The sequence below is a fragment of the Pseudomonas sp. CAM1A genome (genome assembly GCF_047501685.1).
Taxonomy (GTDB): Bacteria; Pseudomonadota; Gammaproteobacteria; order Pseudomonadales; family Pseudomonadaceae; genus Aquipseudomonas.
In genome coordinates this window covers 40591-61474 of sequence record NZ_JBFNXP010000013.1, presented here as the reverse complement: position 1 = coordinate 61474, position 20884 = coordinate 40591, and the positions used below count along the sequence as shown (strand labels likewise).

21 protein-coding genes and 2 pseudogenes are annotated in these 20884 nt (G+C 61.2%); 16 read left to right on the top strand and 7 right to left on the bottom strand.

Annotation, left to right across the window (positions count from 1 at the left end):
* Positions 1-177: 177 nt before the first annotated feature.
* Positions 178-5307 carry a YadA-like family protein gene (locus tag ABZO33_RS23530; protein WP_414537992.1) on the top strand — a complete coding sequence of 1710 codons (5130 nt, stop codon included), beginning with the start codon at positions 178-180 and terminating at the stop codon, positions 5305-5307.
* Positions 5308-5332: 25 nt separating this feature from the next.
* Here the strand turns inward: ABZO33_RS23530 and ABZO33_RS23525 are convergent.
* Positions 5333-5434 (bottom strand): annotated as a pseudogene (locus ABZO33_RS23525) (LysR family transcriptional regulator); the annotation flags it as partial.
* On the opposite strand from ABZO33_RS23525, the gene ABZO33_RS23520 reads away from it, so the two are divergent.
* From ABZO33_RS23520 to ABZO33_RS23510, 3 genes are all read left to right on the top strand, one after another.
* Positions 5408-5803: a RidA family protein gene (locus ABZO33_RS23520; protein WP_414537991.1), complete on the top strand. Its 396-nt coding sequence runs from the start codon at positions 5408-5410 to the stop codon at positions 5801-5803. The pseudogene ABZO33_RS23525 and the gene ABZO33_RS23520 sit on opposite strands and share 27 nt — an antisense overlap.
* A gap of 282 nt (positions 5804-6085) precedes the next feature.
* Entirely contained in the window at positions 6086-6586 is a 501-nt protein-coding gene (locus ABZO33_RS23515) for a hypothetical protein (RefSeq protein ID WP_414537990.1), read from the top strand.
* 12 nt (positions 6587-6598) lie between these two features.
* Complete coding sequence (locus tag ABZO33_RS23510) at positions 6599-6841, top strand: hypothetical protein (protein ID WP_414537989.1); 243 nt, start codon at positions 6599-6601, stop codon at positions 6839-6841.
* 135 nt (positions 6842-6976) lie between these two features.
* Here the strand turns inward: ABZO33_RS23510 and ABZO33_RS23505 are convergent, their stop codons facing one another.
* Positions 6977-7894, bottom strand: a complete 918-nt coding sequence (locus ABZO33_RS23505) for a LysR family transcriptional regulator (protein ID WP_414537988.1) — start codon at positions 7892-7894, stop codon at positions 6977-6979.
* Between the two features lie 125 nt (positions 7895-8019).
* On the opposite strand from ABZO33_RS23505, the gene ABZO33_RS23500 reads away from it, so the two are divergent.
* From ABZO33_RS23500 to ABZO33_RS23480, 5 genes are all read left to right on the top strand, one after another.
* Complete coding sequence (locus tag ABZO33_RS23500; protein ID WP_414537987.1) at positions 8020-8778, top strand: 5-oxoprolinase subunit PxpA; 759 nt, start codon at positions 8020-8022, stop codon at positions 8776-8778.
* 93 nt (positions 8779-8871) lie between these two features.
* Positions 8872-9117 carry an acetyl-CoA carboxylase gene (locus ABZO33_RS23495; protein ID WP_414537986.1) on the top strand — a complete coding sequence of 82 codons (246 nt, stop codon included), beginning with the start codon at positions 8872-8874 and terminating at the stop codon, positions 9115-9117.
* A 10-nt stretch (positions 9118-9127) separates the two neighbouring features.
* On the top strand, positions 9128-10501 hold the full coding sequence (locus tag ABZO33_RS23490) for an acetyl-CoA carboxylase biotin carboxylase subunit (RefSeq protein ID WP_414537985.1): 1374 nt from the start codon (positions 9128-9130) through the stop codon (positions 10499-10501).
* Positions 10498-11370 (top strand): 5-oxoprolinase subunit B family protein, encoded by an 873-nt coding sequence (locus tag ABZO33_RS23485; RefSeq protein ID WP_414537984.1) that lies wholly within the window; start codon positions 10498-10500, stop codon positions 11368-11370. The genes ABZO33_RS23490 and ABZO33_RS23485 overlap by 4 nt, the downstream gene beginning before the upstream one ends.
* A complete protein-coding gene (locus tag ABZO33_RS23480) occupies positions 11367-12341 on the top strand; it encodes a biotin-dependent carboxyltransferase family protein (RefSeq protein ID WP_414537983.1) in 975 nt (324 codons plus the stop codon). The genes ABZO33_RS23485 and ABZO33_RS23480 overlap by 4 nt, the downstream gene beginning before the upstream one ends.
* A 99-nt stretch (positions 12342-12440) precedes the next feature.
* On the opposite strand, the gene ABZO33_RS23475 is transcribed toward ABZO33_RS23480, so the two are convergent.
* Entirely contained in the window at positions 12441-12998 is a 558-nt protein-coding gene (locus tag ABZO33_RS23475) for a GNAT family N-acetyltransferase (RefSeq protein ID WP_414537982.1), read from the bottom strand.
* Positions 12999-13445: 447 nt separating this feature from the next.
* Here ABZO33_RS23475 and ABZO33_RS23470 point away from each other — a divergent pair, with 447 nt between their 5' ends.
* The 4 genes from ABZO33_RS23470 to ABZO33_RS23455 all read left to right on the top strand — a co-directional run bounded on the left by ABZO33_RS23470 (position 13446) and on the right by ABZO33_RS23455 (position 16621).
* Positions 13446-13772 carry a low molecular weight protein tyrosine phosphatase family protein gene (locus ABZO33_RS23470; protein ID WP_414537981.1) on the top strand — a complete coding sequence of 109 codons (327 nt, stop codon included), beginning with the start codon at positions 13446-13448 and terminating at the stop codon, positions 13770-13772.
* Positions 13773-13844: 72 nt separating this feature from the next.
* Positions 13845-14237 (top strand): hypothetical protein, encoded by a 393-nt coding sequence (locus ABZO33_RS23465; protein WP_414537980.1) that lies wholly within the window; start codon positions 13845-13847, stop codon positions 14235-14237.
* A gap of 375 nt (positions 14238-14612) precedes the next feature.
* The gene (locus ABZO33_RS23460; protein ID WP_414537979.1) at positions 14613-16013 is read left to right on the top strand and encodes an MATE family efflux transporter; all 1401 of its coding nucleotides are present in this window, start codon (positions 14613-14615) and stop codon (positions 16011-16013) included.
* A gap of 293 nt (positions 16014-16306) precedes the next feature.
* On the top strand, positions 16307-16621 hold the full coding sequence (locus ABZO33_RS23455; protein ID WP_414537978.1) for a hypothetical protein: 315 nt from the start codon (positions 16307-16309) through the stop codon (positions 16619-16621).
* A gap of 242 nt (positions 16622-16863) precedes the next feature.
* On the opposite strand, the gene ABZO33_RS23450 is transcribed toward ABZO33_RS23455, so the two are convergent.
* A complete protein-coding gene (locus ABZO33_RS23450) occupies positions 16864-17778 on the bottom strand; it encodes a LysR substrate-binding domain-containing protein (RefSeq protein ID WP_414537977.1) in 915 nt (304 codons plus the stop codon).
* A gap of 141 nt (positions 17779-17919) precedes the next feature.
* Between ABZO33_RS23450 and ABZO33_RS23445 the strand changes: the two genes are divergently transcribed.
* The 3 genes from ABZO33_RS23445 to ABZO33_RS23435 all read left to right on the top strand — a co-directional run bounded on the left by ABZO33_RS23445 (position 17920) and on the right by ABZO33_RS23435 (position 19418).
* Positions 17920-18315, top strand: a complete 396-nt coding sequence (locus ABZO33_RS23445) for a RidA family protein (protein WP_414537976.1) — start codon at positions 17920-17922, stop codon at positions 18313-18315.
* A gap of 372 nt (positions 18316-18687) precedes the next feature.
* On the top strand, positions 18688-18945 hold the full coding sequence (locus tag ABZO33_RS23440) for a hypothetical protein (RefSeq protein ID WP_414537975.1): 258 nt from the start codon (positions 18688-18690) through the stop codon (positions 18943-18945).
* Positions 18946-19130: 185 nt separating this feature from the next.
* Positions 19131-19418, top strand: a complete 288-nt coding sequence (locus ABZO33_RS23435; protein ID WP_110702238.1) for a DUF3077 domain-containing protein — start codon at positions 19131-19133, stop codon at positions 19416-19418.
* Positions 19419-19454: 36 nt separating this feature from the next.
* On the opposite strand, the pseudogene ABZO33_RS23430 reads toward ABZO33_RS23435, so the two are convergent.
* The 3 genes and pseudogenes from ABZO33_RS23430 to ABZO33_RS23420 all read right to left on the bottom strand — a co-directional run.
* Positions 19455-19586: pseudogene (locus ABZO33_RS23430) on the bottom strand (RNA polymerase subunit sigma); the annotation flags it as partial.
* Between the two features lie 31 nt (positions 19587-19617).
* Complete coding sequence (locus ABZO33_RS23425) at positions 19618-20196, bottom strand: hypothetical protein (RefSeq protein ID WP_414537974.1); 579 nt, start codon at positions 20194-20196, stop codon at positions 19618-19620.
* A 62-nt stretch (positions 20197-20258) separates the two neighbouring features.
* Complete coding sequence (locus ABZO33_RS23420) at positions 20259-20831, bottom strand: LuxR C-terminal-related transcriptional regulator (protein ID WP_414537973.1); 573 nt, start codon at positions 20829-20831, stop codon at positions 20259-20261.
* Between the last annotated feature and the right edge of the window lie 53 nt (positions 20832-20884).

Genomic DNA, 20884 nt, shown 5'->3' with positions numbered 1-20884 from the left:
TAGGAGCAGTCCGATGTTCCACAGGCCGCCTGCCTACGCACAATCAGCACGTCACAAAGCAATGCCCGCCGCACGGCGGGCCCGTCGGTTCCCCCTCGCTTGACCGCGGCGCCCTGAATGCAGGCGCGGTATTGAAGTGGTCAGTGCCTGGCGGCCATCGTTACAGGGTCAGTCATCGTGAAAGTCACCTCGCGTACCGCTTCGCAGGCCGTGGGCCTGTGCACCTTGCCGCTCAATCCGCTGCGCATGTTGCTGCGTGCGCTCTACCAGAGTGCGCCGCGGGACTGGCAAGGGCTGGGCCTGCTCACGCTCGCCAGCATTCCGTCGTTGCTGTACAGCGCCACGGCCGAAGGCGGCAACGGTGTGCATATCAATGCCAACAACGACCTCGAGTGCGTGAGCCTGAACGATCCGCCATCGACGTTCAGTTCCGGTGACGCCGCTACCGTCAACCGGTTGTTGATGGCGGAAACCATCAAGTACAAGGACACTGAAGCGGGCAAATGCAACCCTGCGAACAAGTCCTCGCAAAGCAATGCGGTGCTGTTCTACCGGCCTGTGGAAGTGGCGGGCATTGGCGCTACGTCCTTGTCGCTGGGCGACGAGCTGTATATCAACAGTGGCCGGCTGATGCTCGGTGGCCAGGACGGCAGTATGGCAATCGGGCAGCTTGGGGACGCGAAGGAGACGGCGCGCTGGGAGCTGATCGCGACCAATGGCGGCATCGCCGTCAGCCGTTCGGCCCAGGCAACGGGGCTCCACAGCATGGCCTGGGGTGTGCAATCCATTACGCGCAATCCATATGCGATTGCCCTTGGTAACATGACGTCAGCCAATGGGCCAAACACGGTGGCATTGGGTTCGGCCTCTACAGCGGCTGGTGAGTCAGCCGTGACCTTGGGTGCCTCGGCCCAGGCCGGTGGTGCGTCGTCCTTTGCCGCCGGGCGTTTTGCCCAGACGTCTGGCGCTCAAGGGCTGGCGCTGGGGCGTGATGCATCCGCCGCACTAAGCAACAGTGTTGCACTGGGCTATACGGCCAAATCGCGCGAAGTGGCAGGCATTACCTTAGGCAGCAACAGCGAGACCAGCGCGCTGCATGAAGTTTCGCCAGTCAATCTGAACGGACAAACCTACGAATTCGACAGTTCCAGCGCCATAGCGCCAATCAGTTTTGGCAAAAACCTGTCCACCTACCGCCAGTTGCTCAACCTGGGCCCAGGATCGATCAGCTCAAGCAGCTTCGACGCCGTCAACGGCGCGCAGTTGCAGGTGGGTTATACGGCGATCCAGCAACTGGGCGATCGTGAATCGCTGGGCAGCCAGTCCCTGGCCGAAGCCCTGGGCCTGCCCAAGCCGGGCGCAGACGGCCAGATGGTGCTGCCGTCGTTGTCACTGGCAAGCCTGGGGCCGAACATTGCGCAGCCCACCACGCTGCTGGGGGCGGTCAAGGCGCTGGACCAGCGTTCTGCGCAGACCGACGAGCGCATGGGCGCGGTGTTCGATGATGCCGTCACCACGGCGCTGGCGTTCGATGCGCTGAACAACGTTGGGCGCCTGCGTTGGGATGCCGAGGCCGGCACCTACGATGCGAGCCACGGCGAACGTGCGGTCAATCGGATTACCGATCTCGCGGCGGGCGTGGCCGGCACCGACGCGGTCAACAAAGGCCAGCTGGATGTGGTCGAGGGCAGTGCCCGTGAAGCCCTGGACAGCGCCAACGAAGCAGCCGTGCAAGCTCGTCAGGTCCGTGAAGCAGCGGCCTCGGTCGAGGCCGCCGCGCAACGCGCGCAAACAACTGCGGCCCAGGCTGGGCGTGACGCGGCCGAATCGCGCACGTTGGCAGAGGCGGCGCAGGCAACGGCCCATGCGGCCCAGACCGCCGCGGCAGGTGCGCAAGTCACCGCCGCTACCGCGCAACGTGATGCCGACAGTGCCGGCGACACCGTGGCCAAGGCCCGGAGCACCACTGAACTGGCCCAACGTGACGCTGACCAGGCCGGGCAACGCGCCGCACAGGCCAGTCAGTCTGCGCTCGCCGCACAGCAGGACGTCGCCCGTGCGAGCAGCGCCGCCGACGCAGCGCGCAACGACGTGCAGTCTGCCCAACGTGAAGCCGAAACAGCGCGTGATACCGCCAGTCAGGCGCTGGCCGGGGCCGAGCAGGCCCAACGCAGCGCCGGCGCCGCCGAACAGGTGACAGCCGCCGCCCGCAGCGCCGCCGATGCCGCCCGCGTTAGCGCCGCCGATGCTGCACAGCTCGCCCATGAGCAGCAAGCCGCAGCCCAGGCGGCTCAAGCTCGTGCGGACGCTGCCCGGGATGCGGGGCTGGCGGCGCAGGCCTCCGCGCAGGCGGCCCAGGACACTGCCCGAGGTGCCCATGCCATGGCGACGGATGCCCAGGCGGTCGCAGGCACGGCTCAGCGTACTGCCGATACCGCGGCAGCCAATGCCACCCAGGCCGGGCAAGCGGCGCAGGCGGCGCAAGACACGAGCGACGCAGCGCACAGCCAGGCGACCACGGCGCAGGCCAATGCACACGGCGCGCAGGCCAGCGGTGAGCACGCAGCCGCGTCCGCCGCAGCGGCCCAAAGCAGTGCCGAGACGGCACAGACGTCAGCGGACGCGGCGCAGGTTCTCGCTGCCGACGCCCTCGGTGTGGTCCAGGCTTCGGCTCGTCATGCCGATGATGCCTTGGGCGTGGCCCAGGCCGCGCGGCAGGCGGTGGGCCAGGCCCAGGACGCTGCCACCCAGGCGCTGGACCAGGCGCAAACGACTCGACAAGTGACTCAAGAGGCCCAGGTGCGCGCTGACCAGTCAGCGGCGTCTGCTACCGCCGCCGGCAGGGCTGCAGACGCCGCCCAAACTGCCGCCACCGCTGCCAGCACTGCCGCCCTCGAAGCGGCGCAAGTCGCGTCCAGCGCCCAACGCAGTTCCGCGCAAGCGAGTGAAACGGCGCAGGCTGCACAAGGCATTGTGGATCAGGCCCGAGAAACCAGCGCCAGGGCGTCCGACATCGGGCGTAGCGCCCAACAGACTGCCGAGCGTGCCGAGCTGCGTGCCGGCGCTGCGGTCGACGCGGCGATAACCGCGCAACAGGCCGCAGATGCCGCCCTGGCCACAGGTGAAACCGCGCAAACCCAGGCGACCCAGGCCGGGCAGGCAGCCGAGGCCGGTCATGCGTTGGCGAGCGCTGCACTGGGCGATGCCCAGCAGGCGTCGCAGGCAGCCGTGCTTGCCCAGGCACGGGCAGCCGAGGCCGCCAGCGCTTCAGCGGCTGCACAGCGTACCGGCGATGCGGCGCAAGGCCATGCCGATACAGCCATGGCCACGGCCACTGCCGCAGGCGATCGTGCACAGGTAGCCCGGCAGACGGCCAGCCAGGCGACAGCGGCGGCCGACACGGCCCAGCACACGGCGGCCCAGGCCCAGTCGTCCGCGCAGGTTGCCAAGGCCAGCGCCGATGGCGTTGCTGATCGTCTACAGGGCGTGGCCAGTGATGAAACCGTGGTCCAGCGTATCGACAAGGCGATCCGCCAAACGACCGCTAAAGCGGCTGACTATCTTGTCCAAGTGCTCGGCGGCGATGCCAGGGTCGCTGCAGGCGTTCAGCCTGTGGCGCCGTCCTACGGCATCGACCGCCTGTCTGCCGATGGCAGCACTGCACCCACAGTGCATGGCAACGTCGGTTCGGCGCTGAACGCGGTGGATGGCAGCGCGATGAGCCTCAACAGTACGGTACAGGGGCTAGGCGCCGCGCTCGACGGGCTCGGTGGTCAGGTCCGTCAGTTGCACGACGATAGCGTGTTGTGGGTGCCTTCGCAGGGGCACTACAACGCCGGCCGCGGCGAGCAGGATAACCCGGCCCGTATCGGCGACCTGGCGGACGGCGCGCAATCGAACGACGCAGTGAACAAACGCCAGCTCGACACCGTGGAGCAAGGCGCCCACGCTACCCGCGAAGTTGCCGTGACCAGCCACCAGCGCGCTGAGCACGCCCGGCTGGCTGGCCTGGCGGCAGTCACGGCTGCGGCCACGGCTCAACAGGACGCCGAGCGCGCCAGCCGCGGCGCTGAGCAGGCTGTCGGGCGGGCTGATGATGTGCAGCGCAGCGCCCAAAGCATCCAGCGCGACGCGCAGCAAGCCGGTCGCGATGCCGATCAGGCGCTTGCGAAGCTGCAAGGCCTGAATGAGGGCGAAACCGTTATCGAGCAGATTCACAACGTCGAGAATTCCGCCCGCCGAATGATGACCGCCGCGTTGGCGGAGCAGGCGAGTGCGGGCGCAGAGGGACCCGTGCAAGCGCCGCGCTTCTCCCTGAACACGCAGGGGGGCACCGCCGGCTCTGTCGGCCAGGCGCTGGATATGCTCGACGACGCGGCTGCTCAAGCCAATAGTCAAGTGGAGCAGGCCGCCACTGCCCAGCGTGAACTGGGCCGGCAACTGGCCAAAGGTGAAGTGGGGATGGCGCGCCAGGACCCGGTCAGCCGTGACATCCAGCTCGCCCAGGACAACGATGGAAACCGCATCGACGTTGAGGGGCGCGAAGGTGCTCGAACCGTCGGGGGGCTGCAAGATGGAGCAGTACACGCCACCAGTCATGATGCGGTGACGGGCCGTCAGTTGCATTCAGTCAACGAGCAGGTCAATCAACTCGGCCAACAGCGTTCCTCCATCGCTGTGGACAGCCGCGACGATGGTAGCGACCGGGCTGTAGCTGCAGCCGCGAGTCATGCAGTGGCGGTTGGGTCCAAGGCGAAGGCCGAGGGGCAGGGTAGTGTTGCCGTGGGTGCCCATGCGCAAGTGCGCGCTGAGCGAAGCGTTGCCGTGGGAGCCGACGCCGAAGCCGACGGGGTCAACAGCATTGCGCTTGGCTCCGGCTCACAAGCCCGCCGCGCTGACAGCGTGGCAGTGGGAACTGTGGGGCGCGAGCGGCAGATTTCGCAAGTGGCTGCTGCGACCCAGGGCACAGATGCCGTCAACTTGCGCCAGACAAGCCAGCTCTCCAGCCACGCTGGCCAGCAGTCGTTGCGTCAGGCCAATGCCTATACCGAACAACAGGTTGGCCAACTGAGACAGGATATCAATGCGGGTATCGCTGCGGCGATGGCCACGGCGAGCCTCCCAACGGCCTCTTCTTCAGGGAAGTCGATGTTTGCGGTGGCTACCGCGGTTTATGAGAACCAGCCGGCAGTGTCGCTCGGATTGAGCGCAAGGTCGCGCAACGGGCGTTGGACGTATAGCGCGACCGGTACGGGCACGGCAAGGGGGGACTATGGTGTGAATTTGGGTTTGGGTTACCACTGGTAAAGTGGGACACGGGGCTACACCTGCCTCATCCAACCACCGGCGCGTGCTCGGCCATCAATTGGATTATCCAGTCGATAAACACCCGCACCTTGGCGCTGACATGGCGATTCGGCGGGAAGGCCAGATACCGCCAGATCGCCATGCTTTGTACGAGTTACGCCGCTACTCGCCGGCGATTCGCTCAAACGGTTTTCTGTTCGTATCCGGTCAGGTCGGCAGCCGCAAGGATGGTTCGGCCGAGCCGGACCTCGCGGCGCAGGTTCGCTTGGCCTTCGCCAATCTCAACGCAATCCTGGCCGAGGCCGGCGGTAGTTTCGAGGATGTGGTTGATACCACCATCTCCATGGTCGACCCCGACTCGACATTCGAAACTATCTGTGAGGTGGCGGCCGAGTATTGGGGCGAAGCGCCTTATCCCACGGTGACCGCTATCGGCGTGACCTGGTTGTCCGGCTTCGACTTCGAGATCAAGGTGATTGCGAAACTACCGCGATAGAGGCGGTGTAACTGCTGCTTCTGGATCATATTGAATAACTTCTGTACTGCGTGGTTCTCTCGAATTGGGGTAGATGCAGACTGTCTTCCGGATAGCTGGGTAGTGGGGCAGGGGAGCACGTTCATAGCGCGTCCTACAGGCATGAATAAGATTTTCCCTATTTCGAGTAGTCCGATTCCGAAGCATGCTTTACCCGCTTTTACGCCATCCAACCGAGGTCTAGCCTTGCCTTGCTGGGTCGCTACAAAAAAGTAGCGACCGGTATTTTTTAAGGATGCGTTAATGAACTTTGAAGGGACACACCAGTACATGGGCAACCACGGGATCGTATTCAAAATTTCGCAGATCACCCTCACCGACAGTGACCGCGGTCGCTTGCGCGAGCTGCATTTTGGCGAAGCAAAGCACGCCCATTACCAAGTCACTAGCAAAGTCGTAGAGGTATACGACAAGATGCAGGCCAAAAACCTGCCCTGCGTGATGATGGTAGGTATTTCCAAACCGCTGACCCGTCAACAAGCAGACACCCTCAATACCCAGCGCACCAGCATTGCTAACCTGGCGCTCTCCGCCTTCGGTGGGGCTGCCCGTGCTGTGGGCAATCTGGCCGGGCCAGCAGCAGGGCTTGCCGCCGGTACTGCTGTAGGTATGGGCGTGCGCTCTTACGTTAATGGCGTCTTACCCACCTACCATGCTGGTGACGTAATCGTGAGCATTCAGGCTCAGGTGAGTGGTGGGATTGGCCCGCAGCGTACTGCCGAATCACTTATCATCAGGGCTTGAGCGGAGGTGCACATGTCCGAACTTACCCAGGCAGTCATCTTCGTTGCGCTGGCTTTTCTGTTTGAACGGTTGATGAAACCGTACCTGCTACGTAAGTGGCTAGGCGTTGCGTTGGTCATTGCTGGGCTGATTGGCTGCATTGCGCTGAGCCAGGCCCGTTTGCACGGCTTTGACTTGGGGTTGATGTCTGCCCTTGCAGTGCCAGTCGGTATAGGGTTGTTCCTGAGCAGACGACGATTTGAGAGGCGAGAGTAGGGCGCTTGTCGGGGCGCCCTAGGTTCGTTCAGCTACACCCCTTCCTGCGACACGATCATTGCCATTTCACAACCACCGAAAGTGGTCGTTTGCAACGTCACGTCTGCCCATCACTCGGGTAGGCTTTGGTTGCTTTCAACGCCGTGCGGAGAGTTGCTGCGGCGCCAGGAATGCGTCGTGGAAGTAATTGTGGAACGCGTGCATCGCCGGGCTGAATTCCCGCTCGCGATGCCAGGCCAGGCCGACGCTCATGGGGGTGACCTTGTCGGTGATGGTCACCGTTTCGATGCGTTTACCCTCCAGCGACCAGGGGCGATGTACCAGGTCGGAGAGGATCGCCACGCCGCTGCCGTTGGCCACCATGCTGCGCACCGCTTCCACAGAGCTGGTGCGGATTCGCACGTTGGGCTGTTGGTGGGCATGTTCCCAGTAGCGCATGGCGCTTTGTTCGGCTTCGTCGACGGTAAGCAGGATGAAGGGCTCTTGTGTGACGTCGGCAAGGCTCACGGCCGAGCGTTCGCACAGCGGGTGATGGCTGGGTAGCCACAGCCGGCGCTCGGAATTGAACAGGGTTTTCGAGACGATGTCCGGGTGGGTCAGGTTCGAGGTCAGCACCACCGCCATGTCGAATTCGCCTTTCAGCAGGCCTTGCTCGATGGCCTGGCGCTCCCGTTCGTGCACTTCGATGGCCACGTCCGGGTGCCAGTGTTCCAGGCGTTGCAGGTGATGCGGCAGGAAGTAGCCGATCACCGTGTAACTGGCCGCTACCCGCAACAGGCCGGTGGCGCGAACGTCCGGCAATGGGCTGTTAAGGGCGTCGTCGACGCTACGCAGGATCACGTAGGCCCGATTGAGAAAGTGCCGTCCGGCATCGGTCAGGCTCATGCCCTGGGCCGAGCGCTGGAACAGTAGCGTGCCGAGCATGCCCTCCAGCTCCTTGATCGCTGTGGTCACCGCCGACTGGGAAATATTCAAATGAAGCGCAGCTTGGGAGATTTGCCCGATCTCGGCCGTGGCGACGAAATAGCGAACCTGGCGCAGGGTCAGTGACATGTACACTCCGCTTGATGAGGTATCTGATTTTCAGAAGATGCCCCCTCTGATAATAGATCTTCCCAAGGGGGTGGCTGGAATTTAACGTGCTCTGCATGAAGTCACAAGCGTCAGGAGCAAGTGTCATGCAGGCAGTAGATTTCAATTCGGACATGGGCGAAGGCTTCGGGCCGTGGACCATCGGCGACGGCGTCGACAACGAACTGATGGGCTTCATCAGCTCGGCCAATATCGCCACCGGTTTCCACGCCGGCGACCCAGGCACCATGCGTCGCACGGTCGAGCAGGCCAAGCGCCTGGGCGTAGCCGTCGGTGCCCATCCGGGCTTTCGCGACCTGGTCGGTTTCGGCCGTCGCCACATCAATGCACCGGCCCAGGAGCTGGTGGACGACATGCTCTATCAGCTGGGCGCCCTGCGTGAACTCGCCAAGGTTCAAGGCGTAGCCCTGCAACACATCAAACCCCACGGCGCGCTCTACATGCACCTGGCCCGGGACGAGGAAGCGGCGCGTTTGCTGGTGGAAAACCTGCAGCGCCTGGCGCCCGAGCTGCTGCTGTATTGCATGCCCGACTCGGCGATCTGGCGCATCGCCACGGAACTGGGCCAACCGGTGATCCGCGAGTTCTACGCCGACCGCGAATACGACCTCAGCGGCTCCATCGTCTTCACCCGCAACGTGCGTGCCTACGACCCGGCGCAAGTAGCGGCGCGGGTACTGCGTGCCTGTCAGGAGGGTGTGGTGCGCACGGTGGAGGGCGAAGACCTGGCGATCGAATTCGACTCCATTTGCTTGCACAGCGATACACCCGGTGCCCTGGCACTGGTCGAGGCCACCCGCAAAGCGCTCGACGGCGCGGGGATCAAGGTGCGCGCACCGCGATAGCCAACAAGAGCCACCTGGCACGCAGATGCCAGGAATTGCTTATCACATAGATTTTTTGCCTGCCTTTCTACAACTATTCCAAGAGGAACAGACATGGCGCAGCACACAGTCATCACCCCGTTGCCGGGTACCTTCTACCGCAAAGCCACCCCGGACTCGCCGAACTACGTCGAGGCCGGTGCCCAGGTCAGCGCCGACACGGTGATCGGCCTGATCGAGGTCATGAAGCAGTTTTCCGAACTGACCGCCGGTACGGCAGGGCGCCTGGGCGCGTTTCTGGTCGAAGACGGTGATCCGGTGGAACCGGGTCAGGTCATCGCCACACTCGAAGACGCGTGAGGGCACGATCATGACTCAAGGCATACGTAAATTGCTGATCGCCAACCGCGGCGAGATTGCCGTGCGGATCATCCGCGCAGCGAAAGCGCTGGGGATTCCCACTGTGGCGGCGTGCAGCGAAGCAGACGTCGATTCCCAGGCCGCGCGCATGGCCGACGAGGTGCACATCCTCGGCCCGGCCCGCGCCGACAAGAGCTACCTCAATGTCGAGGCGTTGCTCGGCGCCCTGAAGGCTACCGGCGCCAATGCGGTGCACCCCGGCTACGGCTTTCTTTCGGAGAACGCCGAATTCGCCGAAGCGGTGCAAGCCGCCGGGGCGATTTTCGTCGGCCCAAGCCCGGAGACCATCCGCCGCATGGGCGACAAGGCCGAAGCCCGGCGCACTGCGCAAGCGGCGGGCGTGCCGGTGGTGCCGGGTTCCCCGGATGAACTGTTCGATGTGGAATCGGCGCTCAAGGCCGCAGAATCCGTTGGCTTCCCGCTGCTGATCAAGGCATCGGCCGGAGGTGGCGGACGCGGCATTCGACTGGCGGAAAACCTGCAACAGTTGAGCGAGGAATTCCCCCGTTCCCAGCGCGAAGCCCAGGCCGCCTTTGGCAATGGCGCGGTGTATCTGGAGCGCTTCATCGGCAAGGCCCGGCATATCGAAGTGCAGGTACTGGGCGACGGCAAGCATGCGGTGCACCTGTTCGAGCGCGAGTGTTCGCTGCAACGCCGTCGGCAGAAGATCTTCGAAGAAGCGCCGTCGCCGGTCCTCGACGCGCAGCAGCGCGAGACCCTTTGCGCGAGTGCCGTGCGCCTGACCGAGGCCCTGGGTTATCAGGGCGCCGGCACCCTTGAATATCTGTACGACGACGCCACCGGCGAGTTTTTCTTCATCGAGATGAACACAAGGATCCAGGTGGAGCATCCGGTCAGCGAGCTGATCACCGGCATCGATCTGGTCCAGGCCATGTTGTGCATCGCCGGTGGCGAACCGCTGGGCCTCAAGCAAAGCGATATCCGACTCAATGGCGCGGCTCTGCAGATGCGCCTGAACGCCGAAGACCCGGCGCGGGATTTCTTCCCCAGCCCGGGTCTTGTGCAAGCGCTGAGCTGGCCACAAGGCGAGGGCGTGCGCGTCGACAGCCATCTGTATGAAGGCTATCGGGTGCCGCCATACTATGACTCGCTGCTGGCCAAGCTGATTGTCCACGGCAGCGATCGCGCCGAGGCCCTGGCCCGCGCGCGACTGGCCGTGGAGCAGACCACGCTCACCGGCATGGCCAGTACCTTGGCTCTGCACGGCGAGCTGCTGGAGCAGCCCTGGCTGCACACCGCCGACTTCCACACCGGCACTTTGGAAACCTGGCTGGCCGAGCGCCGCAGCGGAGGTGCAGCATGAGCAGTCCGATTCGCTACAGCTTTGGCGCCGATGAACATCTGTTTGCCGAAGTCAGCGACAGCATGTCCCTTGAAGCCTTCTTCAAGGGCATGGCGGTAACCCGTGCGGTGGAGCGTCTGGCCCTCGATGGCGTGCTCGACGTGTGCCTGGCCAACGCCTCGTTCCAGATCCGTTTCGACCCGGACCGCATCGCCCCGGCCGATCTGCTCGAAGCGGTGAAGGGCGCCGAAGCCGAGGCCGTGGCTGAGCGCACCCTGCACACCCGGATCATCGAAATCCCGGTGCTCTACAACGATCCGTGGACCCACGAAACCCTGATGCGCTTTCGCGACCGCCACCAGGACCCGAACGCCACGGACCTGGAGTACGCCGCGCGCATCAACGGCTTGGCCGACGTCGAGGCGTTCATCGCCGCCCACAGTGGCGCGCCGTGGTTCGTTTCGATGGTGGGCTTCGTGGCGGGCCTGCCGTTCATGTTCCAGATGGTCGAGCGCGAACGCCAGTTGCAGGTGCCCAAGTACCTGCGACCCCGTACCGACACGCCGAAACTGACCCTGGGCCATGGCGGCTGCTTCGGTTGCATCTACTCGGTACGCGGCGCCGGTGGCTACCAGATGTTTGGCGTCACTCCGGCACCGATCTACGACCCGCAGCAGAACCTGGCGTACCTGAAGGAACACATGGTGTTCTTCCGTCCCGGCGACATCGTGCAGTTCAAGCCGATGGACCGCGATGCCTATGACCACGCCGTGGCCGAGGTCGAAGCCGGATGCTTCGATCTGCGCATCCGCCCCGTGGAGTTCTCGCTCGATGCGTTCCTCGCCGACCCGATCGGCTATCCCAAGTCGCTGCAGGAGGTGCTGGCATGATCAAGGTACTCAAACCCGGTCTGGCCACCTCGGTGCAGGACCTCGGCCGCGAAGGCTACTACCACCTGGGGATACCACCTTCCGGGGCGCTGGACCAGTACGCCCTGAGCGCGGCCAACCAGTTGGTGGGTAACCCGGCCAATTCGGCGGCGCTGGAGTGCACGTTGCTGGGGCCGGAGCTGGAGTTTCAACAGGACGCCCTGGTGGCGGTCTGTGGTGCGCAGATGACGCCGAAAGTCGATGGCGTGGACATGCACCTGGACACCGCCTTCGAAGTGAAGGCCGGACAAGTGCTGCGTTTCGATTTTCCCAAGGCTGGCGCGCGGGCTTATCTGGCGGTGGCCGGCGGTATCGATGTACCGGTGGTGCTCGGCAGTCGTTCCACCTACGCGCTGGGGGCGCTGGGTGGTTTTCAGGGGCGCAGGCTGGTGATTGGCGATGAACTGCCGGTAGGCATAGCCAGCGGCAAGGGGCGTGTCGGGGCGAGCCTGCCCATGGCGTTGCGACAGTCGCTGGGAGGGGAGATCACCCTGCGGGTGGTGCCGGGGCTGTACTACGATCGCTTGACCCCGGCGGCGGCGGACAGCTTTTTCGCCGAAGCCTGGACCGTCGGCTCGGAGGCAGATCGCATCGGCTATCGCTTCAAGGGTGGCAGCCCGCTGAGCTTCCAGCCTCGCGAGCAGCCGTTCGGCGCCGGCTCCGATCCATCGAATATCGTCGACAGCTGCTACCCGATCGGCTCTATCCAGGTGCCGGCAGGGCTCGAGCCGATCATTCTGCACCGCGATGCAGTGTCCGGTGGCGGCTACGCGATGATCGGCACGGTGATCAGCGCCGACCTCGATCTGGTCGGCCAGATGCAACCCAACCAGAAGGCCCGCTTCGTCGCGGTGACACTGGAAGAGGCGCTGCAAGCCCGACGTTCCTACAAGAAAAAACTCAGCTGTCTGAGCAAGCTGTTCCCTTCCTGATCTGCCCGCCGCACTGCGCGGGTAAAGCCAAAAAGGCAAGCCAACGCCGCACTTCGGTGCGGGGGCGGCTGCCTGCGCTTCAACCGCTGACGTAAAGAACTAGCGACTGGCAGTCGACCTTTCTAACCAGTCAGCGCGAGTCATCTCCCATATTTCGACCTCCATCCGTCCAGATACAAAATCGCCTGCCCGCACGTCTACCAAGCGCATACCCTCATGTTCCGAGACCCTGCGAGATGCGTCGTTGGCAACAGCTTTGGGAACCTGCATGACCGGGCGCGACAGTGTTTCGAACCAATAGGCATTGATAATCCGGCATGCCTCGCGCATGTAGCCCTTTCCCCACCACTGTGGGGCGAGCCAGAAGCCTCTGTTGTTTCCAGGCTGATCATACAAACTGATGCTACCCAGGGTGCAGCCAGCATCGTCGCGCATGCGGATCATCCAGTGCCATTCACGACCTGCTGCAATGGCAGGCAGGGCGATATCTCGGACATAGACCAGCGCCCCGTCTTCTGGATACGGCCATGGGACACGACGATCCAGGTAGCGAACCACCTCCCAGCAGGGGAACAGCTCCTGGATGATGGGCGAATCCTCTAACTGGAGGGGGGTGAGAACCAGCCGATCAGTGATAAGCGTCGGAAGACAGTCCATGACATTCGTTCCCGGGCATCCCTGTGAGACGTTGATTATCTGTACCGGGCTGGTTTGTGTCGACCGCTTCTGGCTGTTATCTGTTCTCCGGCAAGGGCAGCTATGGGGCGTAAGCGGCCGGTCGCGAAGGGCCGCTCTGGGTCGAAATTATGCCGATCAACTCTGATAGGGCTCGTAACATCGCCCAAACCCTTCTATCCTGTGCCCGACTCGTATTACCGCGGCTGCTGAACCCGGTACTCACGAGGACGCCAATATGCAAAGAACCCGAGCCTGGAGACGCCAGCAGGGCCGTAAACACGGCAAGATCAACACAGTACAACCACCTGTGTTCAAGCCGGAAAAGAACTGGAAGTTGCTGTACGGGCGCGCCGAGAAGCTGAAGAGGGCGTGCCAGCTCGGCATGAGTTACCCCGTTCGCTCCACCCGCCAATTGCTGGATCAAGGATGACCAACCTTCTGTTCATTTGCAGCCGCAACCAATGGCGCAGCCCCACTGCGGAAAATCTGTGGCGCCGCCGCGCAGGCTTTGAAGCCCGCTCGGCAGGCACCAGCCCGAATGCACGCAGGCCCATCGGCCCGGCGGATATCCGCTGGGCCGATGTCATTTTCGTCATGGAGATCAAACACCGGCAGCGGCTGCAGGCGGAGTATTCACGTTTGCTTGAACACAAGCGGTTGCACGTCCTGGATATTCCCGATGACTACCGCTACATGGACCCTGAGTTGATCTCCATCTTGGAAGACAGCGTGGCGGCCTGCCTTGAGAGTTAGCCCTCAGATTGGGTTCCGCGTGTAACGCGTGGGCGCCTCGCCAGCAATCAACCGCCCAGTGCCAGGATGCCAATGATCAAAGCGCTCCCCGACACCAAGATCGAGACCCTGCTGAGCACGGCGCAACGGGCCGAGCTGAAACTGACCGATTTATTGTCTTACTCCAGGCAATTGGGCCTGCGCCCTGCGGAGCTGCTGAATACTCTGTCGATTGAAGCTGCTCGACGATTCATCTTGGGTGAAATGTCGTTCGAGATGGGCGATGACATCATGAACGGTCTGTTCACGGTCATTCTTGACCTGGGTATGGATGAGCAGATGCCGCAGCCAGCGTTCAACATCTATCTGGCTTTCGACGAGGGGGAATATCAACACTCGGGGGACTCGGAACACATCAAGCCGTCTGAGTGCTACACCCGGCTACAGCTTTTGGAGTTACTACGAGAATTGCCCGACAGCGATTGACCGCTTTGGGTCGTAAGCAGCCGTTCGCGAGTGGCTGCTTCGACCCATTACAGCCGGTGGGCACTCGCTAAGCACCAACCGACTAAGGAGCCAGTTATTGTTAGTTGTGAAATGATTGCGCCAGAAATTCGATGATCATTGGGGCAATCTTCGCCTGGATCAGGCACCAGCACTCGGTTGATCTGAAGCAATGGCAGATTCGAACTCGATAACACCGATCGTGTCCCAAGAAGTGATATAACTAGCGATGGGCGCCAAGGAAGCGGATGCGCTTGTTGCTCTTGCCGTAGTTTTTAAGTCCCGACAGACTGCTGGCTCTTTTACGCGATGTATTGAACGATCACCGCGGCGGCTGTGAAACAAAGGAATGTGAATATGCGGCACCGGTTTGACGCAGGGGTGGCGAAAAGAATCGTAATTGTCTCGTTTCCGTTGATGGGGACGATGGTCGGCAATTTACTGATGATGCTTGTCGACAGGCTATGCCTCGCACACTACTCACAAGATACACTGGCCGCCTCTGGACCCGCTGTATTCACGAGCATGGCAATTATCGCTTTCTTCTGTAGCACCGTGGGGGTGTCCCGTTCATTTATTGCACAGGCGAATGGCCGATCGGGGCTCAGCGAAGCGTCGAATGAAGCCGCACTGGGGTTGTTCCTTGGTATCGTCTGCGCTGCCCTGTTGTTGATCACCGCCCCACTGATCGCGATGATCCCACATCTCAGCTCGCGTCTACCGCAGATTGTCAGCCTCGAATCGCAGTACATGTTCTGGGCGGCGATCTTCGGTGGCGTCATGACGATCGATACCGCATTGTCCTCGTTTTTCAACGGTGTGGGTCGAACCCGCGAAACGCTCATGGTCGGGATCATGGGTCAAGTAGTCGACTCAATCTTCACCGTCGGCCTGGTCTTTGGAAAGTTCGGGTTGCCCGAAATGGGAATGGCCGGAGCCGCCATCGGTACTTTGATCGGCACGCTCTCAATGCTGACATGCTACGCCGTCATGCTGCCGCGAGAAATCTGGCTTGAGTTGATGAACATCTTCATTGCCCGTAGCAATCGCCTGTTGTCCAGACTGTTATTCCGGCTACGTCGAGGTTTGCCCTGTGGTTTATCCGCAGGGGTGGATCAGCTCGGCAACACTGCCTTCATCTGGATAGTCGCAGTGTTGGGCGCTAGTGCGCTAGCGGCAAACAACGTCAATCTGACGATCAATTACCTGGGCATCATCCCGATCATCGGTTTGGGTATGGGTTGCAGTATTCTGTGCGCCACTGCCGTGGGCAAGGGGCAATACATGGAGTTGGTAATGATCCTGCGGGTGACCGTAATCATTGAGTTGCTCTACGTGCTGCTGGTTTCCACCGTTCAAATCACGTTGCCACAGGTCTTGCTCAGGGCTTTCGGCGACCTGGGACACAACCCGGAGACCGTCGCTGTGGCCATCGATACACAACGTGTACTGTGGACATTCTCTGCCGCCTTTGTCTTCTCTATGACGGGGGCAGCCGTCTTGGAAAGTCTTGGCATGGCCAGATTTTCGCTGCTCGTGCGCCTGGTTCTGATGTGGTTTATAAGCATTCCGTTGATCTACTACGTCGCAATGAGCAATCGCGACACCCCGTCGTCGCTGGTGACATGCTGGGTTGTCGGATCGGTGTTCGAACTTTTGATTGGCGCAATTTATTTCTGGCGAATCGCCAAAGCCATCCGGGGGGCCGAAAACCGTCTTCACATCGACCCTCATCCAACCAACGAGAACGCCACGTGAAGCGGAATATAGTCAATCGTTTCGCACCTTTAACGATCAATTGAATCACCCAGGTTTCAAAGTCGCTTACGGTCAACGTCCTCGAGCCGATCCTTGCCGTTGCTCACCGTCCGACATGGGTCGAAAGCAGCCAGTCGCGAGTGACCGCTATCGACCCATAGCTGACGTTGGTGGAGGGCAGCTTTCGGCCAGAATCAGCCGCTTCAACCCAAGTACCAAGAAACAATTACAATCCCGAGCTGTCAACTTCCTTGCCAGAGTGCTGCGTTATGAAACTTGAGAGAGTTAGGTACTTGCTCGATCCCTACCGTGGCGACCCTTCTCCGATGGAGTTGCTGGCGTTGATTCTGGAGGCGTCTATCGAGCTGGTGTCGATTCCAGGTAACGACTTTTGCTGGTCGTATTGGGCAGACGAAAGCGAAGCAATACAAGAGCTTCAAAGCTTGCTTGACTTGCTGAAGGCCGGCACCTTACCCGAACGATTGAAACTCACCGTAATCTTTGCACCCACTGGGCCGCTGCAAGAAACGAGTATGAGTAGCGGTTGGGCAGAAACCTATTTGAAGATTGCAGACCGATTTGATCAAGTTGAAGCATTGTTGTGGTGATGTCAGAAGATGTCCAAACACTCGCGCGCCCCCCACACAGAGACAGGCATCTTGACCTTGCCAGATAGCACTAGATTGACCGCTATGGGTCGTTAGCAGTCCTCCACGAAGGGCAGCTATGGGTCAAGCGGCCAGTCACGAAATGCCGCTAACGACCCATAGTCGGCCTCCACCGCACTGTCAGAAAACGGGCAAAAGCGGAAATTCGGAGTGCCTGGTCCTGGAGCGGCCTTGCACTTGTATCAGCCAACCACGGGCGCATGCTCGGCCATCAATTCGGTTATCCAGTCGATAAACACCCGCACCTTGGCGCTGACATGGCGATTCGGCGGGAAGGCCAGGTACATCGGCATTGGCGCCATGTGCCAGTCTTCAAACAGCGGCAGCAGCTCGCCGCTGATCAGGTGCGGTATGGCCATGTACTGCGGCAGCCAGAGCATCCCGAGGCCAGCCAGGCCGGCGGCAAGGTACGCATTGCCGTCATCGACTGTCAGTTGCGGGCGCGCCTGGACCTCCAAGCGTTCATCACCTCGGTGCATTGCATAGGGCAAGGTTTTGCCTGTACGAAACCAGAGAAAGCCGACGGTTTTGTGCGGGCCTTCCTCCAACTCAAGGGGGTGAACCGGCGTCCCGAAGCGCTGCAGATAACCGGGCGTGGCGTAGATGCCGAGTTTCAGATCGCCCACATGCCTTGCCACCAGGGACTGGTCGGTGATCTCGCCACCACGCACCACGCAGTCGATGTTTCCACCAATGATGTCGACGATGCGATCGCTCACGCCCACGGTCAGCTGGATTTCTGGATAACGTGCAAAAAACTCTGGCAAGGCGGGTATGAGCAGCATTCGCGCCAGCGGGCTGGGTACATCCACCCGCAGCCGACCGCGCGGTGCCATCGAGGCGCTGGACAAGCTGGTCTCGGCGTCGTCCATGTCTGCCAGTAACCGGACCACGCGTTCGTAGTAGGCCGCGCCGTCAGCGGTGACATGGACCTTGCGTGTGGTGCGGTTGAGCAGGCGCACGCGCAGCCTCGCTTCCAGCTGCTGGATGAGCTGCGTCACGGTGGTCTTGCTCATGTGCAGGGTGGCGGCGGCCTTGGTGAAACTGCCGGTTTCCACCACCCGGGCAAACGCCTGCATTGCATCGAATCGGTCCATTCCACGCCTCGTTCGCACCTGGATTGTTTGGAGTATACAAACAGTCCTGGCCAGAACTGCCCGTTTATCCAGGGTAGAGGGCCTTCTTATAGTGGCCTCACCGTAGACACCGGGCTTTGATGGCCCAGAACGAGGTAGGTAATGTCCAGCAAACGTGATGTCGTTTTCCCGCCAGATCGCCATGCTTTGTACGAGTTGCACCGCTACTCGCCGGCGATTCGCTCCAATGGTTTTCTGTTCGTATCCGGTCAGGTCGGCAGCCGCAAGGATGGTTCGGCCGAGCCGGACCTCGCGGCTCAGGTTCGCCTGGCCTTTGCCAACCTCAACGCGATCCTGGCCGAGGCCGGCGGTAGTTTCGAGGATGTAGTTGATACCACCATCTTCATGGTCGACCCCGACTCGACATTCGAAACCATCTGGGAGGTGGCGGCCGAGTATTGGGGCGAGGCGCCTTATCCCACGGTGACCGCTCTCGGCGTGACCTGGTTGTCCGGTTTCGATTTCGAGATCAAGGTGATTGCGAAGCTACCGCGATAGTAATGGGGTAGGGGAGCACGTTCATAGCGCGTCCTACAGGCATGAATAAGATTTTCCCTATTTCGGGTAGTCCGTTTCCGAAGCATGCTTTACCCGCTTTTACGCCATCCAACCGAGGTCTAGTCTCGCTGGGTCGCTACAAAAAAGTAGCGGCCGGGTCTGCAAGCCTGAGCGGGACAACTAGATCAGCACCACTCATTGCCATTGGTCTCAAGCCATTGGCCGTGCGTCATGGTGGCTGCGTACGGGTGGCCTTCGGGTCAGCCGGGCTTACTCTAGTTGCCCCGGTCTTGCAGGCCCGTACGTAGCCGCCACCCCTTCGCCTGCAAGCGATGGGGTGCGGTCCGATCAGCGCAACTAGAGAGTTTCATCATGCTCAAGATCGTCCCCGATCCACCACCGTTCACTGAATCCCCCCATCTACTTGAAGACACTCTGGTCCAGGCCACCGAGTACGTCATGTGCGCGCTGGCCGTCGCCCATCAATCGTTCAATCACCTGCCCAAATCACCAGCCACCCTGGTGATGTTGACGATGATGCACGAGCTTGACGCCACCCGCACATTGCTGGAGTCGGCGCTTGCCCAGCTCCACATGAGTACACGACCGCCGTCATACACGCTGCACTGACAGAGCCGCCACGGACTGGTGAGAGTGGGCGCCCGGATCAGTGAAACTGCCGATGCCATTCCCGTCATTACCAGGGCTTGCCTCATCGCGGGGCAAGCCCGCTCCCACGCATTTGATGCATAACCGGTCGGCGCGCAACCCAGTCTTCGAACCCGCTACATCAAAAACACCCGAGGATTTCGCAAATGGACAACGAAACCCCTGCAGACCATGGCCAACTTGGCTGGACCGTGGGCACCTGCACTTGCCTGGAAGGTGCCACCAAAGGTACGCGGCTGTTCCGCGTAGAGCCCGGCAACTGCGCGAACCACGCCATGGAGCAGGCTTCCGTATTGCTCGACAGCGCCCGCCGGGCTTCCTTCATTGGTGTGATGGACAACGAACCGGTACTGGTCTGGGCCTCGCACTACCTGAGCGATATGGCCAAGGCATTGATGGACGATGCGCATATGGGGATGGTGAAGAAGGTGTGAAACAGACAGGGGCGGCGCACGCAGGGCTGCCCCGTCTTGCAGGAAGGTGTCGTGGGCCAAGTCGGACGCATCGGCGGCATTGCCCAGGCGTGCGCGCAGCCAGCTTTTCAGCCAGCTGTCGTTTGCGCAGTACAGCTGGTGAAGCGCCGAGCGGTCGAGCGTCGAAATTAGGTGCAGTTCACCCGGGATGTGCTGGCGACTAACTTATAGGCTGGTGAAGGAATGCATACTCCGAAACAGTCAGTAAGTTTTGAATGATCACCCAGGCCATGAAGAAAAACGCTAAATAGGTAAAGCCAACAGCCATTTTTCTGGATTTTGGTGTCTGCCACTCGCCGAGGTTGTGGAAGGCCCAGAACTGGTCTTGCAGTAACCCGCCAGGACTGCGAGTGGGCTCCACTTGCCAAGCTTCATCTTTTGCCTGTGCCGAAACGTCTAGGTTGTCAACATAATTTGAAAGGTGCTCCATGCCCTTTCCGTGCTCGGCAAAGCTTCTCCAAGAGCTGTGGTCTTTCACCAGTTGAGGGCACCTAAAGTTGAAAATCAGGTTTGATAGTACAAAAAAGAAGGCGCTTAGATAAAAGCAGAAAAATGAAAAGGGAAGCTCCATTTTAATCGGAATCGCTTGTCCTGCGATGTGAAAATTTAGGTCTGAAGGGACTTCGCTAAGTGCCTTTACCAGTATAGGGACGATGAACAGCCATATATAAATTGACTTGACTATTTGCGTGTTGTGGATGTGGCTTATTTGACTCCACTTTTTGTCTAGCAGTTTCAAGGTGACTCCGGTCCTATCTGGTTTGTATGGTTTGGTTGGCGTTTTTGCTACTGGTGTAGCGATCAGCTAATGAAAATTATTCTCGATACGAGCTCCGCGCTGTTCTTCGCTTGCAACTTCTTCATCAACCGCGCCCGATGCACTTCCACCGTCCGATGCGATATCCCCAGCTGCCGCGCCACTTCCTTGCATGTCAGCCCGTTGACGATATGCGACGAAATCTGCCGTTCACGCGGCGTCAGTTGCACTGCCGGCGCCGGCTGCCGGTCGAGCCGTTCGAAATGCCAGATCATCAACTTGAAGGGGTCTTGCGCCGTCAGCGTAAAGCCCTGGGCTCGGGCCCAGAACACCTCGCCGTTGCGGTGCTGCATGAAGCGCTCGTCCGAATAGAAGGCGCCCAGACCGTTGCGCAGCCAGTGCTCGCTGCGCTCGCCAATGCTCTGGTAGTCGGCTTGGGAAGGGTAGAGCAGCAGGGTCAGGTGCCCGCGCAGTTCCTCGCGGGTGTAGCCGAACAGCCGGGCGAAGGCCTCGTTGCAGTCGAGCATGCGCCGATGCCCGGTGATCAATTGCGGCGCGGGTGACACCTGGAACGCCAGGCGCTCGAGGTCCGGGGAGGCGTGGGTGGGTACGGTCATCAGGCTTCCTGCCTCGGTGCTTGGGGTCATGCCCGGTAAAGATCACTACTTAC